The organism is Streptomyces atratus (assembly GCF_014648655.1).
GTDB classification, from domain to species: domain Bacteria; phylum Actinomycetota; class Actinomycetes; order Streptomycetales; family Streptomycetaceae; genus Streptomyces; species Streptomyces atratus.
Map to the genome: position 1 here is coordinate 227613 of NZ_BMRN01000005.1, position 21573 is coordinate 249185.

At 69.6% G+C, this 21573-nt stretch carries 17 protein-coding genes; 7 read left to right on the plus strand and 10 right to left on the minus strand.

Features of this window, described 5'->3' with window-relative positions; genetic code table 11:
• Nucleotides 1-235 precede the first annotated feature (235 nt).
• The 6 genes from IEZ15_RS11095 to IEZ15_RS11120 all read left to right on the plus strand — a co-directional run bounded on the left by IEZ15_RS11095 (nucleotide 236) and on the right by IEZ15_RS11120 (nucleotide 7254).
• Nucleotides 236-1000: an IclR family transcriptional regulator gene (locus IEZ15_RS11095; RefSeq protein WP_229845830.1), complete on the plus strand. Its 765-nt coding sequence runs from the start codon at nucleotides 236-238 to the stop codon at nucleotides 998-1000.
• Nucleotides 1001-1249: 249 nt separating this feature from the next.
• Nucleotides 1250-2041, plus strand: coding sequence for an MIP/aquaporin family protein (locus tag IEZ15_RS11100; protein WP_189276204.1), 792 nt, complete (start codon nucleotides 1250-1252; stop codon nucleotides 2039-2041).
• 56 nt (nucleotides 2042-2097) lie between these two features.
• Nucleotides 2098-3633, plus strand: a complete 1536-nt coding sequence (glpK, locus tag IEZ15_RS11105; protein WP_114243638.1) for a glycerol kinase GlpK — start codon at nucleotides 2098-2100, stop codon at nucleotides 3631-3633.
• A gap of 5 nt (nucleotides 3634-3638) precedes the next feature.
• The gene (locus tag IEZ15_RS11110) at nucleotides 3639-5249 is read left to right on the plus strand and encodes a glycerol-3-phosphate dehydrogenase/oxidase (protein ID WP_114243639.1); all 1611 of its coding nucleotides are present in this window, start codon (nucleotides 3639-3641) and stop codon (nucleotides 5247-5249) included.
• A gap of 133 nt (nucleotides 5250-5382) precedes the next feature.
• The gene (locus IEZ15_RS11115) at nucleotides 5383-6441 is read left to right on the plus strand and encodes an LLM class flavin-dependent oxidoreductase (RefSeq protein WP_189276207.1); all 1059 of its coding nucleotides are present in this window, start codon (nucleotides 5383-5385) and stop codon (nucleotides 6439-6441) included.
• Between the two features lie 141 nt (nucleotides 6442-6582).
• Entirely contained in the window at nucleotides 6583-7254 is a 672-nt protein-coding gene (locus IEZ15_RS11120) for a FadR/GntR family transcriptional regulator (RefSeq protein ID WP_114243641.1), read from the plus strand.
• 99 nt (nucleotides 7255-7353) lie between these two features.
• On the opposite strand, the gene IEZ15_RS11125 is transcribed toward IEZ15_RS11120, so the two are convergent.
• The 5 genes from IEZ15_RS11125 to IEZ15_RS11145 form a co-directional block, all read right to left on the minus strand.
• A complete protein-coding gene (locus IEZ15_RS11125) occupies nucleotides 7354-8406 on the minus strand; it encodes an ABC transporter permease (RefSeq protein WP_189276209.1) in 1053 nt (350 codons plus the stop codon).
• A complete protein-coding gene (locus tag IEZ15_RS11130; RefSeq protein ID WP_189276211.1) occupies nucleotides 8403-9926 on the minus strand; it encodes a sugar ABC transporter ATP-binding protein in 1524 nt (507 codons plus the stop codon). The genes IEZ15_RS11125 and IEZ15_RS11130 overlap by 4 nt, the downstream gene beginning before the upstream one ends.
• A gap of 127 nt (nucleotides 9927-10053) precedes the next feature.
• Nucleotides 10054-11100, minus strand: a complete 1047-nt coding sequence (locus IEZ15_RS11135; RefSeq protein WP_189276213.1) for a sugar ABC transporter substrate-binding protein — start codon at nucleotides 11098-11100, stop codon at nucleotides 10054-10056.
• Between the two features lie 146 nt (nucleotides 11101-11246).
• Nucleotides 11247-12026, minus strand: coding sequence for an SDR family NAD(P)-dependent oxidoreductase (locus IEZ15_RS11140; RefSeq protein WP_189276215.1), 780 nt, complete (start codon nucleotides 12024-12026; stop codon nucleotides 11247-11249).
• Nucleotides 12023-13363: an L-fuconate dehydratase gene (locus IEZ15_RS11145; protein ID WP_189276217.1), complete on the minus strand. Its 1341-nt coding sequence runs from the start codon at nucleotides 13361-13363 to the stop codon at nucleotides 12023-12025. Before IEZ15_RS11145 ends, IEZ15_RS11140 begins: the two co-directional genes overlap by 4 nt.
• Nucleotides 13364-13619: 256 nt before the next feature.
• Here IEZ15_RS11145 and IEZ15_RS11150 point away from each other — a divergent pair, with 256 nt between their 5' ends.
• Nucleotides 13620-14684 (plus strand): PAC2 family protein, encoded by a 1065-nt coding sequence (locus IEZ15_RS11150; RefSeq protein WP_189276220.1) that lies wholly within the window; start codon nucleotides 13620-13622, stop codon nucleotides 14682-14684.
• Nucleotides 14685-14747: 63 nt separating this feature from the next.
• Here the strand turns inward: IEZ15_RS11150 and IEZ15_RS11155 are convergent, their stop codons facing one another.
• The 5 genes from IEZ15_RS11155 to IEZ15_RS11175 all read right to left on the minus strand — a co-directional run bounded on the left by IEZ15_RS11155 (nucleotide 14748) and on the right by IEZ15_RS11175 (nucleotide 21539).
• Nucleotides 14748-17795, minus strand: coding sequence for an NPCBM/NEW2 domain-containing protein (locus tag IEZ15_RS11155; protein ID WP_189276221.1), 3048 nt, complete (start codon nucleotides 17793-17795; stop codon nucleotides 14748-14750).
• A gap of 125 nt (nucleotides 17796-17920) precedes the next feature.
• Nucleotides 17921-19150, minus strand: a complete 1230-nt coding sequence (gene mshC / locus IEZ15_RS11160) for a cysteine--1-D-myo-inosityl 2-amino-2-deoxy-alpha-D-glucopyranoside ligase (RefSeq protein ID WP_189276223.1) — start codon at nucleotides 19148-19150, stop codon at nucleotides 17921-17923.
• 152 nt (nucleotides 19151-19302) lie between these two features.
• Entirely contained in the window at nucleotides 19303-20157 is an 855-nt protein-coding gene (locus IEZ15_RS11165; RefSeq protein ID WP_114243650.1) for an SCO1664 family protein, read from the minus strand.
• On the minus strand, nucleotides 20121-20711 hold the full coding sequence (locus IEZ15_RS11170) for a DUF3090 domain-containing protein (protein WP_072484378.1): 591 nt from the start codon (nucleotides 20709-20711) through the stop codon (nucleotides 20121-20123). Before IEZ15_RS11170 ends, IEZ15_RS11165 begins: the two co-directional genes overlap by 37 nt.
• Before the next feature lie 105 nt (nucleotides 20712-20816).
• The gene (locus IEZ15_RS11175) at nucleotides 20817-21539 is read right to left on the minus strand and encodes a histidine phosphatase family protein (RefSeq protein ID WP_114243651.1); all 723 of its coding nucleotides are present in this window, start codon (nucleotides 21537-21539) and stop codon (nucleotides 20817-20819) included.
• Nucleotides 21540-21573 lie beyond the last annotated feature (34 nt).

The following is a 21573-nucleotide window of genomic DNA, read 5'->3' on the forward strand; positions in this document are numbered from 1 at the left end:
GTACTCCCTGGGATGCGACGGCTGTCGGCTTTGCGTCTTCGGCGGAAGGCGCACCACGCCAGCGTAGCCGGGCGACGCCCGGGGCCGTCACTCCGTCCCACGGAACGGACGGCATGCTGTGCCGGGAGATGTCCGGATCGGAGTGGTGCGGCAGTTTTCCTGCGGGATCGAGCACAGGTCGGCATCGACCGATAGTGTTCAGCATTGTCGAACCACAGTGGAGGAGTACGGCGCGATGGCCAAGAACATCCAGTCGCTGGAGCGGGCGGCGGCGATGCTGCGCCTGCTGGCAGGCGGCGAGCGTCGGCTGGGGCTGTCCGACATCGCCTCTTCACTGGGCCTGGCCAAGGGCACCGCGCACGGCATCCTGCGCACGCTCCAGCACGAGGGCTTCGTCGAGCAGGACGCGGTGTCCGGCCGCTATCAGCTGGGCGCCGAGCTGCTGCGTCTGGGCAACAGCTATCTGGACGTCCACGAGCTGCGGGCCCGCGCGCTCGTCTGGACGGACGACCTGGCCCGCTCCAGCGGCGAGAGCGCCCATCTGGGGGTCCTGCACCAACAGGGCGTCCTCATCGTCCACCACGTCTTCCGGCCCGACGACAGCCGGCAGGTCTTGGAGGTGGGGGCCATGCAGCCACTGCACTCCACGGCCCTGGGCAAGGTGCTCTCGGCGTACGACCCAGTGGCGCACACCGAGGCCCTGGAGGCCGAGCGGAGGTCTTTCACCCCGCGCACCGTCACCGATCCGGAGGAGTTCGAGACGATGCTCGACCTGATCCGGGCCCGCGGCTGGGCGGCCGATGTGGAGGAGACCTGGGAGGGCGTCGCCGCGGTGGCCGCCCCGATCCACGACCGGCGGCGGATGCCGGTCGGCGCGGTGGCCGTGACCGGCGCGGTGGAGCGGGTCTGCGCGGACGGGGAACTGCGCCCCGAGCTGATCGCCGCAGTGCGGGACTGCGCCCGCGCGGTCTCCAGGGATCTGGGCGCCCGGCCCTTCTGACCGCCGCAGCCGGTGATCGTTACCGACGAGCCGTCGGTAACGATCGAGTTATAGGCCACACAACCCTTGACGCCTGATTCACCTGGGGGAAGCATTGCCGTTCACCGGTCGGCATTGTCGAACAGCTAACGGAATTTCGCGTTAAGGTGTGACAGCGCCAAGGACCGGAAAACGCCCTCACATGAGGGCGCGGACCACCGGAGGGACCCGGGGTTCGGCTTCCCTGGACGAAGGACAAAGGAGTCGCGGGTGTCCAGCTCCGACATCTTCATCGGCGAGACCATAGGTACCGCCGTACTCATCCTGCTCGGCGGCGGTGTCTGTGCCGCCGTCACGCTCAAGCGCTCCAAGGCGCAGAACGCCGGCTGGCTCGCCATCACCTTCGGGTGGGGTTTCGCCGTGCTGACCGGCGCATATCTGGCCGGTGGCGTTTCCGGCGCGCATCTCAATCCGGCGGTCACGATCGGTCTCGCGATCGAGGGCGGCACCAAGTGGGGCGACGTACCGCTGTACCTCGGCTCCCAGCTGCTCGGCGCGATGATCGGCGCGGTGCTGGTCTGGCTGACGTACTACGGGCAGTTCCGGGCGCATCTCACCGATCCGGAGATCCTGGGCGCCCAGTCGGGTGAAGAGGGCCTGGTCGACAAGGCCGCCGCCCCGAAGGCGGGCCCGGTGCTGGGCATCTTCTCCACCGGCCCCGAGATCCGGCACGCGGTGCAGAACCTCGTCACCGAAATCATCGCCACCGTGGTACTCGTGCTGGCGATCCTCACCCAGGGCCTCAACAACGAGGGCAACGGCCTGGGCACGCTCGGCGCACTGGTCACCGCTCTGGTCGTCGTCGGTATCGGTCTCTCCCTCGGCGGGCCGACGGGTTACGCAATCAACCCGGTTCGCGACCTCGGTCCGCGTATCGTGCACGCGCTGCTGCCGCTGCCGAACAAGGGCGGCTCCGACTGGGGCTACGCATGGATCCCGGTCGTCGGACCGCTCATCGGCGGCGCGATCGCGGGCGGGCTCTACAACGTCGCCTTCGCCTGAGCCGCGGCGCACAGAGCCGTAACCCTCAAGACCACACAGACTTCCGGGAGCACACCGTGACCGACGCACACACCACCGGCCCGTTCATCGCGGCCATCGACCAGGGCACCACCTCCAGCCGCTGCATCGTCTTCGACAAGGACGGCCGGATCGTCTCCGTCGACCAGAAGGAGCACGAACAGATCTTCCCGAAGCCGGGCTGGGTCGAGCACAACGCGACCGAGATCTGGGAGAACGTCCAGGAGGTCGTCGCCGGCGCCATCGTCAAGGCGGGCATCACCGCCGCCGATGTGAAGGCGATCGGCATCACCAACCAGCGCGAGACCACACTGCTCTGGGACAAGAACACCGGTGAGCCCGTCCACAACGCCCTGGTCTGGCAGGACACCCGCACCGACGCGCTCTGCAAGGAGCTCGGCCGGAACGTGGGCCAGGACCGCTTCCGCCGCGAGACCGGTCTGCCGCTCGCCTCGTACTTCGCGGGCCCCAAGGTCCGCTGGCTGCTCGACAACGTCGAGGGGCTGCGCGAGCGCGCCGAGCGCGGCGACATCCTCTTCGGCACCATGGACTCCTGGGTCATCTGGAACCTGACCGGCGGCACGGACGGCGGCGTCCATGTCACCGACGTCACCAACGCCTCGCGCACCCTCCTGATGAACCTGCACACCCTGGCGTGGGACGACAAGATCCTCGCGTCCATGGAGATCCCGGCGGCCGTGCTGCCCGAGATCCGCTCCTCCGCCGAGGTGTACGGCACCGCCAAGGGCGGCGTCCTGGACGGTGTCCCGGTCGCCTCCGCTCTCGGCGACCAGCAGGCGGCCCTCTTCGGCCAGACCTGCTTCTCCGAGGGCGAGGCCAAGTCCACGTACGGCACCGGCACCTTCATGCTGATGAACACCGGTGAGACGCCCGTCAACTCGTACAACGGACTGCTGACGACGGTCGGTTACCGGATCGGCGACCAGAAGCCGGTGTACGCCCTGGAGGGCTCCATCGCCGTCACGGGCTCGCTGGTGCAGTGGATGCGTGACCAGATGGGCCTGATCAAGTCCGCGGCCGAGATCGAGACCCTGGCCTCCTCGGTCGAGGACAACGGCGGTGCGTACTTCGTGCCCGCCTTCTCGGGTCTGTTCGCCCCGTACTGGCGCTCCGACGCCCGCGGCGTCATCGCCGGTCTGACCAGGTACGTCACCAAGGCGCACATCGCCCGTGCCGTCCTGGAGGCCACCGCCTGGCAGACCCGCGAGATCACCGACGCCATGACGAAGGACTCCGGTGTCGAGCTCGCCGCCCTCAAGGTCGACGGCGGCATGACCTCCAACAACTTGCTGATGCAGACACTCGCCGACTTCCTGGACGCACCCGTGGTGCGGCCCATGGTCGCCGAGACCACCTGCCTCGGCGCCGCCTACGCCGCCGGTCTCGCCGTCGGCTTCTGGCCGGACACCGACGCACTGCGCGCCAACTGGCGCCGGGCCGCCGAGTGGACACCCCGCATGGCCGCGGACACCCGCGACCGCGAGTACAAGAGCTGGCTCAAGGCCGTGGAACGGACCATGGGCTGGCTCGAAGACAGCACAGTCGAGGAGTAATCACAATGACCACCCTGCAGAGCGTCCCGTCACTCGGGACGCACCCGGCCTCCGGCTCCCTTCCGAGCCGCGCCGAGACTCGGGAGCAGCTCTCCAAGGCGACGTACGACCTCCTGGTGATCGGTGGCGGCATCCTGGGCATCTCCACCGCCTGGCACGCCGCGCAGTCCGGGCTGCGGGTGGCCCTGGTGGACGCCGGCGACTTCGCCGGCGCCACCTCCTCCGCCTCTTCCAAGCTGCTCCACGGCGGTCTGCGCTACCTGCAGACCGGCGCGGTGAAGCTGGTCGCGGAGAATCACTTCGAGCGGCGCGCGGTGTCCCGTCAGGTCGCCCCGCACCTGGCGAATCCGCTCACCTTCTACCTGCCGGTCTACAAGGGCGGCCCGCACGGCGCGGCCAAGCTCGGTGCGGGTGTGTTCGCGTACTCGGCGCTCTCCGCGTTCGGTGACGGGGTCGGGCACGTGATCAGCCCGTCGAAGGCGCAGCGCGATGTGCCGGAGCTGCGTACGGACAATCTGAAGGCCGTCGCGGTCTACGGCGACGACCAGATGAACGATGCCCGGATGGCACTGATGACGGTCCGCGCGGCCGTCGACGCGGGCGCGGTCGTCCTGAACCACGCGGCGGTGACCGGGCTGCGGTTCACGAAGGGCCGGGTGACGGGCGCCGACCTGGAGGACCGGACGGACGGCACGGAGTTCGGTGTCGATGCCCGCCTCGTGCTGAACGCCACCGGCCCGTGGGTCGATCACCTGCGCAAGATGGAGGACCCGAACGCGGCGCCTTCGATACGTCTGTCCAAGGGCGCACACCTGGTGCTCAAGCGCACGCGTCCCTGGAAGGCCGCGCTGGCCACCCCGATCGACAAGTACCGCATCACGTTCGCCCTGCCGTGGGAGGACATGCTGCTGCTCGGTACGACGGACGAGGAGTACGAGGGCGATCCGGCGGACGTCGCGGTCAACGAGAAGGACACCGCGCAGATCCTGGACGAGGCAGCGTTCTCCATCAAGGACCAGCAGCTGTCGCGCGATCTGATCACCTACTCCTTCGCGGGCCTGCGGGTGCTGCCGGGCGGCCCGGGCGACACGTCCAAGGCCAAGCGCGAGACGGTCGTGACGGAGGGCCGCGGCGGGATGCTCTCGGTCGCGGGCGGCAAGTGGACGACCTTCCGCCACATCGGCCGTACGGTGATGAACAAGCTGGCCGCGCTCCCCGGGCACCCGCTGGCCGAGGACATGGAGCCCATGGCGCATCTGCCGAAGAAGCTCCCGCTGCCCGGTATCGCCAACCCGAACGCAGTCGCTCACCGGCTGCTGATCGACGGTGGAACGCCCGGACCGCGGATGTCCGCCGACACCGCCCGCCACCTCGCCACGCACTACGGCTCGCTCTCCTTCGACATCGCACGGCTGGCGAACGAGAACCCGGCGCTGGCCGAGCGCATCCACCCGGACGCGCCGGAGATCTGGGCTCAGGTCGCCTACGCACGTGATCACGAGTGGGCCGAGACGGCGGACGATGTGCTGCGCCGCCGCACGACGCTGACGATCCGGGGCCTGGCGACGGACGAGATCCGGGCCGGCGTCGAGTCCATGCTCGGCGACCGGAGCTGACGGGGCCGGACGGATCGGACGGGGCGGCTGCCACGGGGGAGCCGCCCCGTCCGTGTGTCCGGGATGCCACGGCCCGGTGGACGCGCCACACGGTTGCCATACGGGTGCAATGTGACGCGGGGACAGTTGAACCATGAAGCTTTCCGTGCTTTCTCTCATCGGTCACGCCCCGCACCCGCTGACCGGCCATCTCCCCTCCCCCGCCGAGCGGTTCGAGGAGGTGATCGAGACCGGGGTCGTCGCAGAGCGGCTCGGCTTCGACGCGTACGCGATCGGCGAGCGGCATGCCGGCCCCTTCCTCTCGTCGAGCCCGAGTGTGGTGCTCGGTGCGCTGGCGGCCCGTACCTCCACCATCCGGCTCCTGACCGGTGTCACGGTCGTCGCGATCCTCGATCCGGTGCGGGTGGCCGAGGACTTCGCGACGCTCGACCAGATGTCCAGGGGCCGGATCGAGCTGGTCGTCGGGAAGGGCGCGGAGGCCGGTCACTTCGACCTCTTCGGGCTCGACGAGGAGCGGCAGTGGGACCTCCAGAAGGAGAAGTACGAACTGCTGCGGCGGCTGTGGACCGAGGAGGGCGTCGACTGGGAGGGCGAGTTCCGTCCCGCGCTGAAGAACACGACGACCCTGCCACGCCCGTACGCCGGGGTGCCGCGCGTCTGGCACGGTTCGGCGACCAGCCTCAACTCCCCCGAACTGGCGGCGCTCCACGGCGATCCGCTGTTCACCGCCAATGCCGTCCAGCCCCGTGCGGCGTACGCCCGGCTGATCGACCACTACCGGGAGCGCTTCGAGGCGTACGGGCACGATCCGGCCCGCGCGCATGTGGCGGCGGGCTCGGGCGGGCTGCTGATCGCCGACAGTTCGCAGCAGGCGGTGGCGCGCTACAAGGAGCTGTACGAGGCGAAGGTGAAGCAGTCTTCCCGGCCGCACCTGGAGGGCCGGGCCGGCTACAACACGCCGTTCCGGACGATCGAGGAGGCCATCTCGGACGGGCCCCAGCTGATCGGCAGCCCGCAGCAGATCATCGACAAGATCCTCGGCTGGCACGAGGTGTACGGACACGACCTGCAATCGATCACCGTGGACGGCTTCGGACTCAGCCACCCCGAGCAGATCGAGACGCTACGGCGGTTCGCCGAGGACATCGCTCCGGTGGTACGGCGTGAGGCACCGTCCGCGCTCTGGGACTGACCCCGCCCGGCCCCGATGACCGTGCGGCAGCCGCGCACCTGGGACGACCTGCGGCAGACCTGGTCCATCCGCCTCTTCCGACCCGCATAATGAAGAGAGACATCGGATGTCTGATTCCAGTCCGGATCCAGGAGGACCGTCATGGCTGTCACCGACGAGGCGATCGAGAAGATCAAGGGAATGATCGTCTCGGGTGCGCTGCGGCCCGGCGACCGGCTCCCCAAGGAGAGCGAACTCGCGGCGGAGCTGGGGCTCTCCCGCAACTCTCTGAGGGAGGCGGTGCGCGCCCTGTCGCTGATCCGCATCCTCGATGTGCGGCAGGGCGACGGCACGTATGTGACCAGCCTCGATCCGCAGTTGCTGCTGGAGGCGCTGAGCTTCGTGGTGGATTTCCACCGCGACGACACGGTGCTCGAATTCCTCGCGGTCCGCCGCATTCTGGAACCGGCCGCGACGGCGATGGCCGCGACCCGGATCAGCGAGGCCCAACTGGACGTACTGAGCTCACAGTTGGATGCCCTGGGTGCGCAGCCCTCGGTGGAGGAGCTGGTCGCCTGCGATCTGGAGTTCCACCGCGGCATCGTGCAGTCTTCCGGTAATTCGGTGCTCTGCTCGCTGCTCGACGGGCTGTCGGGGCCGACGACCCGGGCGCGGATCTGGCGCGGTCTGACGCAGGAGGACGCGGTCAGCCGCACGCTCCATGAGCACCGGGCGATCGTATCGGCGCTGCGGGACCGGGATACCGAGGCTGCGCGGGCCTGGGCGACGGTGCACGTGGCGAGCGTCGAGCAGTGGTTGCGGTCGACGCTGTAGCGCACGGCGGGTGGGTGACCGGGGCTTTGCACCGGGCCCTGCACCTCGAACGCCGGCGGGGCTGAGTAATCAGCCCCGCCGGCGTCTGCGAGAACGGGTTCAGTCCTGCTTCTCGCCGCTCGCGAAGCGGGAGATGACCAGCGCGACGATGATGATGGCGCCGTTGAGGAACTGGTTCCAGAGCGCCGGGACACCGCCGAGGGTCATCACATTGACCACCAGCTGGAGCGTCAGTACGCCGGTCAGCGCACCGAACAGGGTGCCCCGGCCGCCCTTGAGGCTGATGCCGCCGATGACCGCGGCGGCGAACACCTGGAAGATCCAGCCGTTGCCCTGGGTCGCCGCGACCGATCCGTAGTGGCCGGTGTAGAGGATGCCCGCGAAGGCCGCCAGCAGACCGCCGATGGCGAGCACGATCCAGGTGACCCGGTCCACCCGGATACCCGCGGCTCGCGCCGCTTCCGGGTTGCCGCCGATGGCGTACAGCGAGCGTCCATGGCGCAGCCAGGCCAGTGCGGCGCCACCGACGGCGAACAGCGCCAGGCAGATCCAGACGGCGGCCGGTGCGCCGAGCCATTCGCTCTTGCCGAGGTAGCGGAAGGACTCCGGGACGTCGGTGATGGACTTGCCCTCGGTGATGCCGATGTGCAGGCCGCGCAGCATGGTGAGCATGCCGAGCGTGGCGATGAAGCCGTTGACCCTCAACTTCAGCATCAGGAAGCCGTTGACCGCCCCGATGGCGAGGCCCACCAGCAGACAGAGCGGGATCGCCGACCAGGCGGGCAGCAGACCGAGGCCCGCGAAGCGGCCGCCCTCCGCGGGCAGGACCAGCCACATCGCGACGACCGGCGCGATGCCGATCGTCGACTCCAGTGACAGATCCATCCGTCCGCAGATCAGGATCAGCGCCTGGCCCAGGACCAGCAGGCTCAACTCGGAGGACTGCTGGACGACGCTGATCAGGTTCTCGGAGGTCAGGAACACCGGCGAGACGATGAACCCGATCACCATCAGCACCAGAATCACCGGTACCAGGGAGAAGTCGCTCCACCGGATCAGCTTCAGCCGGTCCAGCGAGCTCTCGCCCGCCGGGGAGCCCTTCAGCCCGCCGTCGATGCCGTCGGCCGCCACAGGCCGTACCGTTCCGGTCATTCCCTTTCCCCCACACCTTCCATGGCGGCGACGAGTTCCCCGTCGGTCCACCCGCTTGCGAATGTTGCGACCACGCGCCCGTGGAACAGGGCGAGCACTCGGTCGCAGACCCGCAGATCGTCCAGTTCGTCCGAGATGATCACTGCGGCGTTGCCCTCGTCGGCGACCCGCCGCACGACTGTGAGCAGCGAGTCCTTGGACTTGATGTCCACACCCGCGGTGGGCCGCACGGCCACCAGCACGCTCGGCTTGCGGGCCAGCGCACGGGCGACGACCACCTTCTGCTGGTTGCCGCCGGAGAGCCCGGAGACGGGCTGCTGGGGCCCCTGTGTCTTGATGTCCAGCGAGGCGATCACCGACCGTGCGAACTCCCGGGTACGGGAGGGCAGTACGGTCCCCCACGGGCCGAGCTGGTCGGTGACCGTGAGGGTGGCGTTCTCGGCGACGCTGCGTTCCAGGACGAGGCCCTGGTCGTGCCGGTCCTCGGGGATGTAGCCGATCCCGGCGTCCAGTGCGTGCGGCACACTGCCGGTGCGCACGGTCCTTCCGTGTACAAAGACCGTGCCGCCGCCCGCCTTTCGCATACCGGCCAGGGCCTCGCCCAGGGCCGTGTTGCCGCTGGCCGCGGAGCCGGCGAGGCCGACCACCTCGCCGGGGCGGACCTCCAGGTCCAACGGTTCGAACCGGCCCTCCAGCGTGAGCCCTTCGGTACGCAGAACGGGGGCGGCCGACTGGTCCCGTACCGCCGCACGGTCACCGCCCGCATGCCAGGCGGTGGCGCCGGCGGACTGCTCTCCGGTCATCGCCGCCACCAGTTCCGCCTTGGCGATGTCGGCGACCGGGGCGCTCAGCACATGGCGTGCGTCGCGGTAGACGGTGACCGCCGTGCACAGTTCGTACACCTCCTGCAGATGGTGGGAGATGAAGAGGAACGCCACTCCCTGGCTCTGCAGTTCCCTGAGCTTGTCGAAGAGCCGCCCGATGCCACGGGCATCGAGCTGGGCGGTCGGCTCGTCCAGGATGATCAGCCGGGCGCCGAAGGACAGCGCCCGGGCTATCTCGACGAACTGCCGCTGCTCGACGGCGAGATCGCGCGCCCGGGTGCTGGGGTCGACCTGGACCCCGTAGTCGGCGAGGAGCCGCTCGGCACGCCTGCGGAGCTTCCCCCAGCTGATCCACCGGGAGTTGTCGTCGAAACGGTTGAGAAAGAGGTTCTCGGCGACGGTCAGGTCGGGGACGACCATGGACTTCTGGTAGACGCAGGCGACCTTCGACTGCCAGGCCGTGGTGTCCCCGAAGGCGGGCGCGCGCTCCCCGCCGAACGTGACCGTGCCCGCGTCCGCCTTGTGGAGTCCGGTCAGGACGCTGACCAGCGTCGACTTGCCCGCACCGTTGCGACCGACGAGGGCATGGGACTCACCGGGCTGTACGGTGAGCCGGACCCCGTCGAGCGCCACGGTGGGCCCGAAGCGTTTGACAACGCCTTCCGCCTGTACAGCAGGTGGTGGTGCCTTTTCCATCAGACCCCTTCTCAGCGAAGCGCTGCAGCAATGTCTGTGTCCTGCCCCCGGGCAGCGGTCAGGGCTTGGCCGCTGCCCGGTTCCTCGGAGCCGGGAGGGAAGCCCTCTCGGTGACGAGAGAGAGGAGTCACGGCCGGCTCTTCTTCTCCAGCTGATTGGCCCACAGTTTCGGGTCGTCCACGTTGTCCTTGGTCACCAGGGGGGCGGGAAGCTGGTCCTCGAAGCCGTTCGGGATCCTGATGATGTTCGAGTCATGGTCGGTGGGGCCTTCCTTGAAGGTCTTGCCGTCCAGCGCGGCCTTGGCGTAGTACAGCGCGTACTTCGCGTACAGGTCGGCGGGCTGGGAGATCGTCGCGTCGATCTTCCCGGCCTTGATGGCGTCGAACTCCTCCGGGATGCCGTCGTTGGAGATGATCGTGATGTGGCCCGGCGTGCCGGCCGGCTTCAGCAGCTTCTTCTGCTCCAGCAGCGCGAGGGTGGGCTGCAGGAAGACACCGCCGGCCTGCATGTAGATGCCGTTGATGTCGGGGTTGGCGGTCAGGGTGGCCTGGAGCTTGGCGGAGGCGACATCGCCCTTCCAGTCGGTGGCCAGCTCGAAGACCTCGATGCCGGGGAATTCCTTGTCCATGCAGGACTTGAACGCCTCGGACCGGTCGCGGCCGTTGATCGAGGCGAGGTCGCCCTGGAACTCGACGACCTTGCCCTTGCCCTTCAGCTGCTCGCCGAGGTACTTGCAGGCATTGGTCCCGTACGCCTTGTTGTCGGCCCGCACCACCATGTAGATGTTGCCCTTGTCGGGGCGGGTGTCGACGCTGACGACCGGGATCTTCTTCTCGTTCAGGGTGTTGAGCGACTCGGCTATCGCACCGGTGTCCTGGGGTGCCATCACGACGGCCTTGGCGCCCTGGTCCGTGAAGGTCTGGACGTTGGCGACCAGCTTGCCGATGTCATTCTGCGAGTTGGTCAGCGGCAGCGCCTTGACCTCGCCCGCCTTGACCCCCTTCTCCACGTAGTTCTGGTACGAGTTCCAGAAGTCGCTGTCGCTGCGCGGCAGGTCGATGCCGACCTTCCCGCTGCCCGCACCGTCCGCGGTGGACTCGCGGTTGCAGCCCGCGAGGGCCGTGACGGCCAGCAGTACGGCGCAGGCTGCCGCACTCGTCGTACGCACTCTCATTGGTGTCCCGTCCTTTGTGGAGTACCGGCTCGGAGCTCTGTCGGCAAAACGGCGGTGCATGGTGCACAGGGGTGCGGCCCGTCTGTGCGGCTCGTGCCTGTCCGGCCCTGGTCCGCCGGACAGGCCCGAGGGCCGCGCGCCCTTGATCAGTTCTGGGCGGGGCGCAGGCGCAGGCCCTGCATTCCGCCGTCGACGGCCAGTGCCGTGCCGGTGATCGAGGCGGCGGCGGGGCCGGCCAGGTAGACGATCGCGGCGGCCACCTCGTCCGCCGAGACCAGCCGTCCCAGCGGCTGGCGGGCGTCCAGCGCGGCTCGCTCAGCGACCGGGTCGTCGGCCTGGCCCAGGAGCCGCCCGATCCACGGGGTGTCCGCGGTGCCCGGATTGACGCAGTTGACCCGGATGCCCTCACGGACATGGTCGGCGGCCATCGCAAGGGTCAGCGAGAGGACCGCGCCCTTGCTCGCGCTGTACAGCGCGCGCTGCGGCAGTCCGGCGGTCGCGGCGATCGAGCAGGTCTGGGTGATCGAGACGGCACCGGGGCGGTCGGCCGCCGCGCGCCGCAGATGGGGCAGGGCGTGCCGGGCGGTGCGGACCATGCCGAGGACGTTGATGTCCAGGACCCGGGTCCACTCGTCGTCGGTGTTGTCCTCGACCGTGCCGATGGAACCGATGCCCGCGTTGGACACGACGGAGTGCAGACCGCCCAGTTCACCGGCGGCCAGGTCGACCGCCTCGCGCACGGCCGCGTCGTCGGTGACGTCCGCCTTGAGGGCGAGCGTGCCGTCGGGGGCGCCTGCGGTCTCACGGTCGAGTACGGCCACACGCGCACCGCGCGCCAGCAGCATCGTCGCCACGGCGGCCCCGATGCCGGAGGCGCCTCCCGTCACCAGGGCGTTCATGCCCTCGAAGTCGCTTGTGCCGGTCATCGGTCATCCTCCTCGGTGGTGCGGCGGGCCTGCCATACGGGGCCCTCCGGATAGCGGTGCGCGGCGATCGATTCGGGGAGCATCCGGGCGGAGAAGCCCGGGGAACTCGGGGCGGCGTATCTGCCGGACTCGATCACGGTGGGGTCGGCGAAGTGTTCGTGGAGATGGTCGACGTACTCGATCACACGGTTCTCCCAACTGCCGGAGACCGCCACATAGTCGAACATCGAGAGGTGCTGCACCAGCTCGCACAGTCCGACACCGCCCGCGTGCGGGCAGACCGGTACGCCGTACTTGGCGGCGAGCAGCAGGATCGCCAGGTTCTCGTTGACTCCCGCGACCCGGGCCGCGTCGATCTGGACGAAGTCGACGGCTCCGGCCTGCAGCAGCTGTTTGAACACGACCCGGTTGGCGACATGTTCGCCGGTGGCGACCTTGACCGGCTGCCCGGCGCGGACCGCGGCGTGGCCCAGGATGTCGTCGGGGCTGGTCGGCTCCTCGATCCAGTGCGGGTCGTACGGCGCGAGCGCGGTCATCCACTTCACCGCGTCGGCGACGTCCCAGCGCTGGTTGGCGTCGACGGCGATCCGGATGTCCGGCCCGACGGCCTCGCGGGCCAGGGCGAGTCTGCGGACGTCGTCGCCGAGATTGCCGCCGACCTTCAGCTTGATCTGGGTGAAGCCGTCGACGACGGCCTCCTTCGCCAGCCTGACCAGCTTGTCGTCGGTGTATCCCAGCCAGCCGGGCGAGGTGGTGTATGCCGGGTAGCCCTCGGCGCGCAGCCGCTCGGCGCGCTCGGCCCGGCCCGGTTCGGCGGCCCGCAGGATCGCGAGGGCCTCATCGGGGGTGAGGGCATCGGTGAGATAGCGGAAGTCGACGAGGGAGACGAGCTCCTCGGGCGTCATCTCGGCGAGGAACTGCCAGACGGGCCTGCCGGCCTGCTTCGCCGCGAGGTCCCAGGCGGCGTTGACGACCGCGCCGGCCGCCATGTGCATCACACCCTTTTCGGGGCCGAGCCAGCGCAGTTGGGAGTCATGGGTGAGCTCACGGTGCAACGCGGCGAGGTCGGCCGCGGTGCGGGGCACCGGGCGCCCCACCACGTACGGGCGCAACGCTTCGATGGCGGCGGCCATCACCTCGTTACCGCGCCCGATGGTGAAGCAGAAGCCATGCCCCTCGATGTCAGTGCCGTGAGCGCCGTCAACGGGGACAGTGCTCAGTACGACATAGGCAGCCGAGTAGTCGGGGTCGGGGTTCATGGCGTCCGAGCCGTCCAGTTGTTCCGAGGTCGGAAAACGGATGTCGTGGACCTCGAAATCCGTGACGGTCTGACTCATGTGCGCCCCCAGGGGAATAACATCGGACCTCTGCTCTGGTCATCCGATGTATAGCGTCACGAAGGCCCCAACGTCCAGGGCTGGAAGGAAATTGACTGGACACAGCTCGGATGTATTCAGAGACTGATGCCCTGATTCGACCGGTGATGCACCTCCGCGGGTCAGGTTCACCCGGCTGTGCACAGGGGCTGCGGCGAGCGTGGCCGGAAGCCGTAAGGTTGGTGGGTACGCAAGGGAACTTCGGAAGGAGGCCTGGGTGATCGAGCTCGAGGGGGTTCCCGAGCTGATCGACCCGGTCATGGTGGCCGCGTTCGAGGGATGGAACGACGCAGGTGACGCCGCGTCCACGGCGGTCGCGCACCTGGACCGGGAGTGGAAGGGCGAGGTGTTCGCGGCGCTGGACGCCGAGGACTACTACGACTTCCAGGTCAACCGGCCGACGGTCTGGCTGGACGGCGGGGTGCGCAAGATCACCTGGCCGACCACCCGGCTCTCCGTGGTCCGCATCGGCGGGGACCAGCCCCGCGATCTCGTCCTGGTCCGCGGTATCGAGCCGTCCATGCGCTGGCGCTCGTTCTGCAACGAGATCCTGGCCTTCGCCCATGAGCTGGGCGTGGAGATGGTGGTGGTCCTGGGCGCACTGCTCGGCGACACCCCGCACACCCGCCCGGTACCGGTCAGCGGAGTCACCTCCGACCCGGATCTGGCGCGGACCATGGACCTGGAGGAGACCAGGTACGAGGGTCCGACGGGCATCGTCGGCATCCTCCAGGAGGCCTGTACGCACGCGGGCGTGCCCGCGGTGAGCCTGTGGGCGGCGGTGCCGCACTACGTGTCGCAGCCGCCCAACCCGAAGGCCACTCTCGCGCTGCTGAACCGTCTGGAGGACCTCCTCGGCCTGCGCATCCCGCTGGGCGAACTGCCCGAGGACGCGCGTGCCTGGCAGCTCGGGGTCGACCAACTGGCCGCCGAGGACAGCGAAGTGGCGGAGTACGTGCAGACGCTGGAGGAGGCCCGGGACACCGCGGAGCTTCCCGAGGCGAGCGGCGAGGCCATCGCCCGGGAGTTCGAGCGCTATCTGCGCCGCCGGGACGTCGGTCCGGGCCAGGCGCCCGGCGGGCATGCGACGGAGAGCGGCGACGCCTCGTACCTGCGTGACACCTCCAGCGGCCGCACCCGTCCGCCGAAGCCGGTCCGGCCGGACACCGGGGGCGAGACGGGACCCGGCTCGCCGCCCACGAGCGGGCCCGGCCGGCAGCCATCGGCCGACCAGGAGAACGAGGACGGCGACGACGGCCCACAGGATTCATCGGAGGACTGATGGGACCGAAGGAGCGCCGGGCGGGTACATCCCCGCCCGGCGCTCCTTCGCCGTCCGGGTCGTTCAGGAACAGGTGAACCGCGCCGCGGCCCAGTCCCCGTGGTCACCGGTCTTGGATCCATTGGTGTCCGTGACCTTCAGGTTCACATGGCGCGCACCGTCGAGCTTCACATCGACCGGTACGATCGCCGACGCCCCCGTCACCTTCGGCGAGGTCCACAGCACCTTGCCGTCCGCCTCGACGGAGAACGCCACTTCGCCGTAGCCGTTGATCTCGTCGTCGATCCCCACGTCCGCGGTGAAGGCGGTGCAGCGCCCGCCGAGATAGACCTCGATGTCGGAGTCGGCGTGGGTGCCGATCCCCTTGTCGTACGTCTTCCCCGCGAGGGTCAGCCGGTGTCCGTCGGCCGCGCCCGACTCGCCGTTGCTGCGGTCGCGTTCGGCGGGCCCGTATCCATTGACCGACTTCAGCCACACCAGATCGCTCGCCCATGCCTCACCGGCGGGCGGCGGTGGCATCACACCGGCAGCGAACCGCTGGACGGAGGTCCGGGCCTCGCCGGCCGCCCGGTAGCGGGCGAGTGCGGTGATCCTCGCCTCCCCCGCCGTGGCGTCCTTGGCCGGGGTGACCGACACCTCGACCCGCCGGGTGGTGCCCGCCGGAATCCGGTCCACGGCCTGGGCCCGGGTGACCTGCCAGCCCTCGGGAACGTCGAGGGTGACCGCGGCGTCCGTCACGTCGGCGTTGCCCGCGGTGACATCGACGGCGACGGTGCCTTCGACCCCGGCGCCGATCTCCTGCCCGGCCGGTGCGGAGACGACGGCCGTCGCGGCCGCGTTCCTCCCGCCGACCGCGCTCGTGTTCTCCAGCTTCACGGAGAACTTCTTGCCGGTGGAGAGCGGCGCAGTCTTGATCTTCACGACACCGCCGCGGTCGTCCTGGTCGTACCACCAGCCCTGCTTCGCGGCCTTGTACGCGGCCGCGGAACCCAGCCGGGGCAGCTTGCCGTTGAGCTTGACCGCGCTCGGCGCGGAGCCGGTGTGCACGCTGAACTCGTACGGGCGGGTGCTCTGCTTGCCGGTGAACTCCCCCTCGCTCTCACCGATCCGCACGGTGACGTCGCCCGCGCCCCGTACCGGTGCGTCGACGACGGCGGTCTGTGTGGCGTACTTGCCGTCGCGGTGCTGCCGGGTGACACCGTCGTCCTCGTAGAGCGTGAAGGACGACGTGCCCTGCGGGTAGATGTCCCAGGCGAGCGGGGAGTCGGCGGTGCGGTCCTTGTACGAGCGGATGCCCGGCCACATCGGCACGCCGGCACCGCCCTTGACGAACAGCGGCAGGGTGTCGAGCGGGGCGCTGTAGTGGTCGACGGTGGTCGGCCCCTCGTACGTGCGGCCGCTCCAGTAGTCGATCCAGGTGCCCTTCGGCAGATAGATCCCGCTGCGCTCGGTGCTGTCCTGGTAGACGGGCGCGACGAGGAAGTCCTCGCCGGACATGAACTCGTACTTCGCCGCGTCCGTCGCGGCCTTCGGGTCGTCCGGGTATTCGAGGACGAGCGGGCGGACCATGCCGACGCCGGTCTTGGTCGCCTCGTGCGCGTAGGAGTACTGGTAGGGCAGCAGCGACTCCTTGAGCTTGAGGTAGTCGCGGTTGATGGAGGTGTAGGGCTCGCCGTACCGGAAGGGCTGCTTGTCGCTGGCCGCCCAGCCGTCCATGGTCATCGTGGTGCCCAGGAACATCTTCCACTGGAGATCACGGGTGTACGTCTTGGCACTGCCGCCGAAGATGCCGTCGACGTCGCCGGTGGTGTAGGCGAGACCGGACATCGTGGCGCCGGCGTAGGTCGGGATCTGCCAGCGGATGTAGTCCCAGGTGCCGTACTGGTCGCCGGACCACTGGACGCCGCAGCGCTGCGCGCCCGACCAGCTCTCGGGGGCGTAGGTGAAGCCGCGGGCGTCACTGTTGTCCTCGATGCCCTTGTACGCGTCCTTGCAGCCGTCGAGAGCGAACTTGTAGCCCGAGCCGACCCAGGCGACGTCCAGCTTGGCGACCCGCTGGCCCGCCTTGACCTGGTCGGCGATCTTGTCGATGCCGTCCTCGGTCCACAGGCCGAGCTGCATGTCGCGATCCTGGAGGCCCTTGGCGGTCTCGGCGAGGTCCTCGTAGCCGCAGCCGTATCCGTCGTTGACCAGCATCCAGCCGTTCGGCATGTCGTGCTCGACGTAGCCGTCGGCGATCTTCAGCGAGTCCAGGGTGCGGCGCTCGCCGCGGTTGGCGTTGTGGAGGTAGCAGTCGGCGTCGCCGATCTCCATTCCGTACACGGGTGGCAGGAAGGGCTTGCCGGTGAGCTTCGTGTACTGCCCGATGACGTCCTTGGCGCTGTCGCCCGCGAAGTAGTAGGCGTCGAAGCGCTTCTCCTTCGCGCTGGTGGTCACCGGGTCGGTGAACGCGTAGGTGTTGGGCGCGTAGGTGTTGCGGTAGACGCCGTAGCCGGCCGAGGAGAGGTAGAACGGCACGGAGTTGGGGTGGCCCCCGTCGTTCCAGTTGTAGTCGACGCCGACCTCGACCGTCTTGTCGCGGTGCGAGGTGTTGCCGCGCCCGTTCTGCATCCCGGCGCCGTAGAACTGCTCGTCGGCGCCGCGAGCCAGGGTCTGGGTGGTCCGCTCCCCGTCCCAGCTCAGCCCCTTGGCCTCGGACCAGATCTGGGTGCCGTCCGCCCGGTACAGCGCGAAGCGCAGGGGCGCCTTGTAGGCGCGCAGGGTGACGCTGCCGGTGGAGAGTTCGTAAGCGTCGCTCCGCTCCTTCCACCGGGTGTGCGGCGGGGTGCCCTGCGGCATGACTATGTCCTCGCCGGTCGGGTCGGAGAACGTACCGTCCGGGGCGAGTTCGATACGGAAGGTCTCGTCGGAGACGAAGCTGACGCGGGCCTCGGCGGCGCCGGCCCTCAAGTGGTAAACGGATCCGTCGGCGGAGAATCCGGTGAGGTCGCCGACCGTGGTGGTGTCCGGTTCGGCGGCGCCGGCCTGGGCTGCGCCGGGCCCCGCGAAGACGGCCATCAGCCCCAGCAAGGCTGCAAGTGCCGCCGTTCTGATGCGTGTTGATGATTGCATAGAGCGCTTTTAGCGCAACATCGAGCACTTGACCATGGACAAAACGGAACCGGCCCTGAACTTCGTCGAGAAGTCCAAGGCCGGCTCATCGGATGGCGATCAGCGGGTTGTCACCGTGCGCGGCACTACAGTGCGACACCCAGCAGCGCGTCGACGGTGCGCGAGACGAGGCCCGGTGCGCCCTCGTCCGTACCGCCCTCGGCGTTCTGGCGCTCGGCCCAGCGGTCCACGGCCGCCAGGGCTGCCGGTGCGTCCAGGTCGTCGGCGAGGGCCTCGCGGACCTCCTCGACCAGGGCCTCGGCGGGCAGTCCGTCGGGCCGGGAGACGGCGGCACGCCACCGCCCGAGCCGCTCGACGGCATCGGCGAGCACCTGGTCGGTCCACTCCCAGTCGGACCGGTAGTGGTGCGACAGCAGGGCGAGCCGGATCGCCGCCGGGTCCACGCCGTCCTGACGAAGCTTCGAGACGAAGACCAGGTTGCCCTTGGACTTGGACATCTTCTCGCCGTCCAGGGCGACCATTCCGGCGTGCACATACGCCTGGGCGAACGGGTACTCGCCGGTCAGCACCTGGGCGTGCGAGGCACCCATCTCGTGGTGCGGGAAGGCGAGATCGGACCCGCCTCCCTGGACGTCGAAGCCCATGCCGAGGTGGTCCAGGGCGATGGCGACGCACTCGATGTGCCAGCCGGGCCGGCCGGGGCCGAGCGAGGCGCCGTCCCAGCTCGGCTCGCCCTCACGGGCGGCCATCCAGAGCATCGGGTCGAGCGGGTTCTTCTTGCCGGGGCGCTCCGGGTCGCCGCCGCGCTCGGCGGAGAGCAGCCGCATCGCCTCGGCGTCGAGGTTCGAGACCCCGCCGAAATGCGGGTCGGTCTCGACGGAGAAGTACACATCCCCGTCGAGTTCGTAGGCGGCGCCGGCGTCCCGGAGCCGCTCGACGAGCGGGACGATGCCCGGTATCGCCTCCACGGCACCGATGTAGTGCTTCGGCGGGAGCATGCGCAGGGCAGTCATGTCCTCGCGGAACAGGGCCGTCTCGCGCTCGGCGAGCTCGGTCCAGTCCTGACCGTCGCGCACGGCCCGCTCCAGCAGCGGGTCGTCCACGTCGGTCACGTTCTGGACATAGTGAACCTGCCGCTTGGTGTCGAGCCACACGCGCTGAACGAGGTCGAACGCGTTGTAGGTCGCCGCATGACCCATGTGGGTCGCGTCGTACGGCGTGATGCCGCAGACGTAGATACGGGCGACGGGACCGGGGTCAAGAGTGATCCGTCCGCCGGTCGCGGTGTCGTGGATCCGAAGGTCGCGGCCCTTGCCAGGCAGGGCGGGGACCTCAGAAGCGGGCCAGGCATGCATGCCACGAGCGTAACCGGATGCATGTTCCGGATACGAACCGGATGCCGGTTCTTGACCGAAGAGGCGGTCTTGCGCGGCGTGGGTTCATCTGCTCCGGTACGGACCTCGCCCGCCTGACCCCGCTCCGCCACCGCCGGTATGGCTTGATCTCGTCACACCGGCGGCCAGGGGATCGACGGCCACTCACCGCTCGGCTCCGGGTGCTTCCCCGACGTCCTCAGCCCCTCCACGCGTCCCCGCAAGGCCTCGATCTCGACCTCGGTGATCAGCTCGGCCAGCCGGGTGACGAGCGAGCTCCCGGGCGCCAGCTCCGCACCGAGCCGGTCCACGACCTCGACGGCCTCGGCCGTCAACGGCTCCCCCGCCCAACCCCAGAGCAGGGTGCGCAGCTTGTCGTCGGTGTTGAAGGTCACTCCGTGGTCGATGCCGTAGAGCCGGCCGTCGGGTGCGGGCAGCAGATGGCCGCCCTTGCGGTCACCGTTGTTGATCACGGCATCGAGGACCGCCAGCCGCCGCAGCCGCGGATCGTCCGCGTGGACCAACAAAGCCGTCTTCCCCTCCCCGACCTCGGCGCGGGCCACGGCCTTCCAGCCCTCCCCCGGCTCCTCGTCCTCGACGAGCGCCAGGAGCGGGGGCTGACCGTCCGCGGAGGATTCGTCGCCGTCCGGCGCCGCTTCGATCCACAGCTGGCACATGCCCTCGCCGTACGGCCCGTCCCGCAGCACGGTGGGCGGTATGAGCCCCCATCCCGTTGCCTCGGAGATCTCGTACGCGGCCACCTCACGCTGGGCGAGCGTGCCGTCCGGGAAGTCCCACAGGGGCTGTTCCCCGGCCACCGGCTTGTAGACGCACGTCACCTCGTCGCCCTCGTGGGCGACCGTGCAGTAGAGCACCGCGTTGGACGCACCGCGGATCTGGCCGCGGACGGTGAGCCGGCCCTCGGTGAGGAGGGTGACCCGCTCGGTGTCGGTCAGGCTCCGCGACGGTACCCGTTCTGGCGCGGGCATACGTGTCCTTCCGGGTCGAGCGGCAGGCTGCACAGCGGACACGGCGGGCGCCCGGCGTTCACGACATCCAGGGCACGCTTGGCGAAGGCGCGGGCCTGTGCGCCGCTGAGGCGGACCCGGAGCATCGGCGGACCGTTCTCCTCGTCCTGGAGCAACCGCTCCTCGGCCTCCGCGAGATCCTCGTCGGAGTCCACGTCGAGCTCGACCAGCGCCTGCGCCTCGACGATCATGCGCTGCTCCTCGCCGTCCCAGGCGAGCGCCATCGTGCCGACCCGGAACTCCTCCTCGACGGGCACGTCGAGCGGCGCTGTGTCGGTGACATCCATCGGAGCCACGGCGGGCACCGGAGAATTCCCCCCGGTCCGCCGCACCACTTCGTCGAGCAGTTCGTCGATGCGCTCGGCGAGCGCGGCGACCTGAGTCTTCTCCAGGGCCACGCTGGTGACACGTCCGCCTGAGGATGCCTGCAGGAAGAACGTACGACGTCCAGGCAACCCGACCGTACCGGCCACGAAGCGGTCCGGGGGGTCGTAGAGGAACACCTGACGGGACACGTCCTGTCTCCCTTGAAAATTGACGGCAGATGAGGGGCGGCCGGGGTCCGGGGGATTCCCCCGGAAAGGGCGCCTACGGCGCGTCCACCCTACTGCGCAAAGCGATCACGGCGCCCCAGCGCCGCCCCCGACCGCCGCGTCCGCATCGGCGTCCGCCGCCGGGCGCCGGCCCTCGTCCGTTGCGGCTGTGTGCTCACGGGGCGCCAGCGGGGCGAGGTCCCCCGTGTCGCCGAGCCGCAGCAGGAAGGGCCGCAGCCTGGTGTAGCGGATCGCGGTGACCGAGCAGGGGTCGGCGTGGATCCGCTGGAAGAGGTCGAGATGCATGCCGAGCGCGTCGGCGACGAGGGCCTTGATGATGTCGCCGTGCGAGCACATCACATAGGCGGCGTCGTCGCCGTGCTCGGCCTCGATCCGCGCGTTCCAGTCCCGTACCGCGTCGACGGCGCGTGCCTGCATGGCGCGCATGGACTCGCCGCCGGGGAACGCCGCGGCCGACGGATGCTGCTGCACGACGCTCATCAGCGGTTCGTCGGTGAGTTCCGCCAGCTTGCGCCCCGACCAGTCGCCGTAGTCGCACTCGCTGATCCGCTCCTCGGTGTGCAGCGCCAGTCCCGGCCGCGCTTCGAGCAGCGGCTGCAGGGTTTCCCGGCAGCGCTGCAGGGGGCTGCTGACTGCGGCGGCGAGGGGCAGCGCGGCCAGCCGTCCGGGCAGCGCCGCGGCCTGGGCGGCACCGCGCTCGTCGAGCGCGACACCCGGGGTGCGGCCCGCGAGCACCCCGGCCGTGTTGGCGGTGGAGCGTCCATGGCGTACGAGGATCAGGGTGGGCATACGGGCCAGCGTAGGCCGCTGCCGCCGGTGAGGT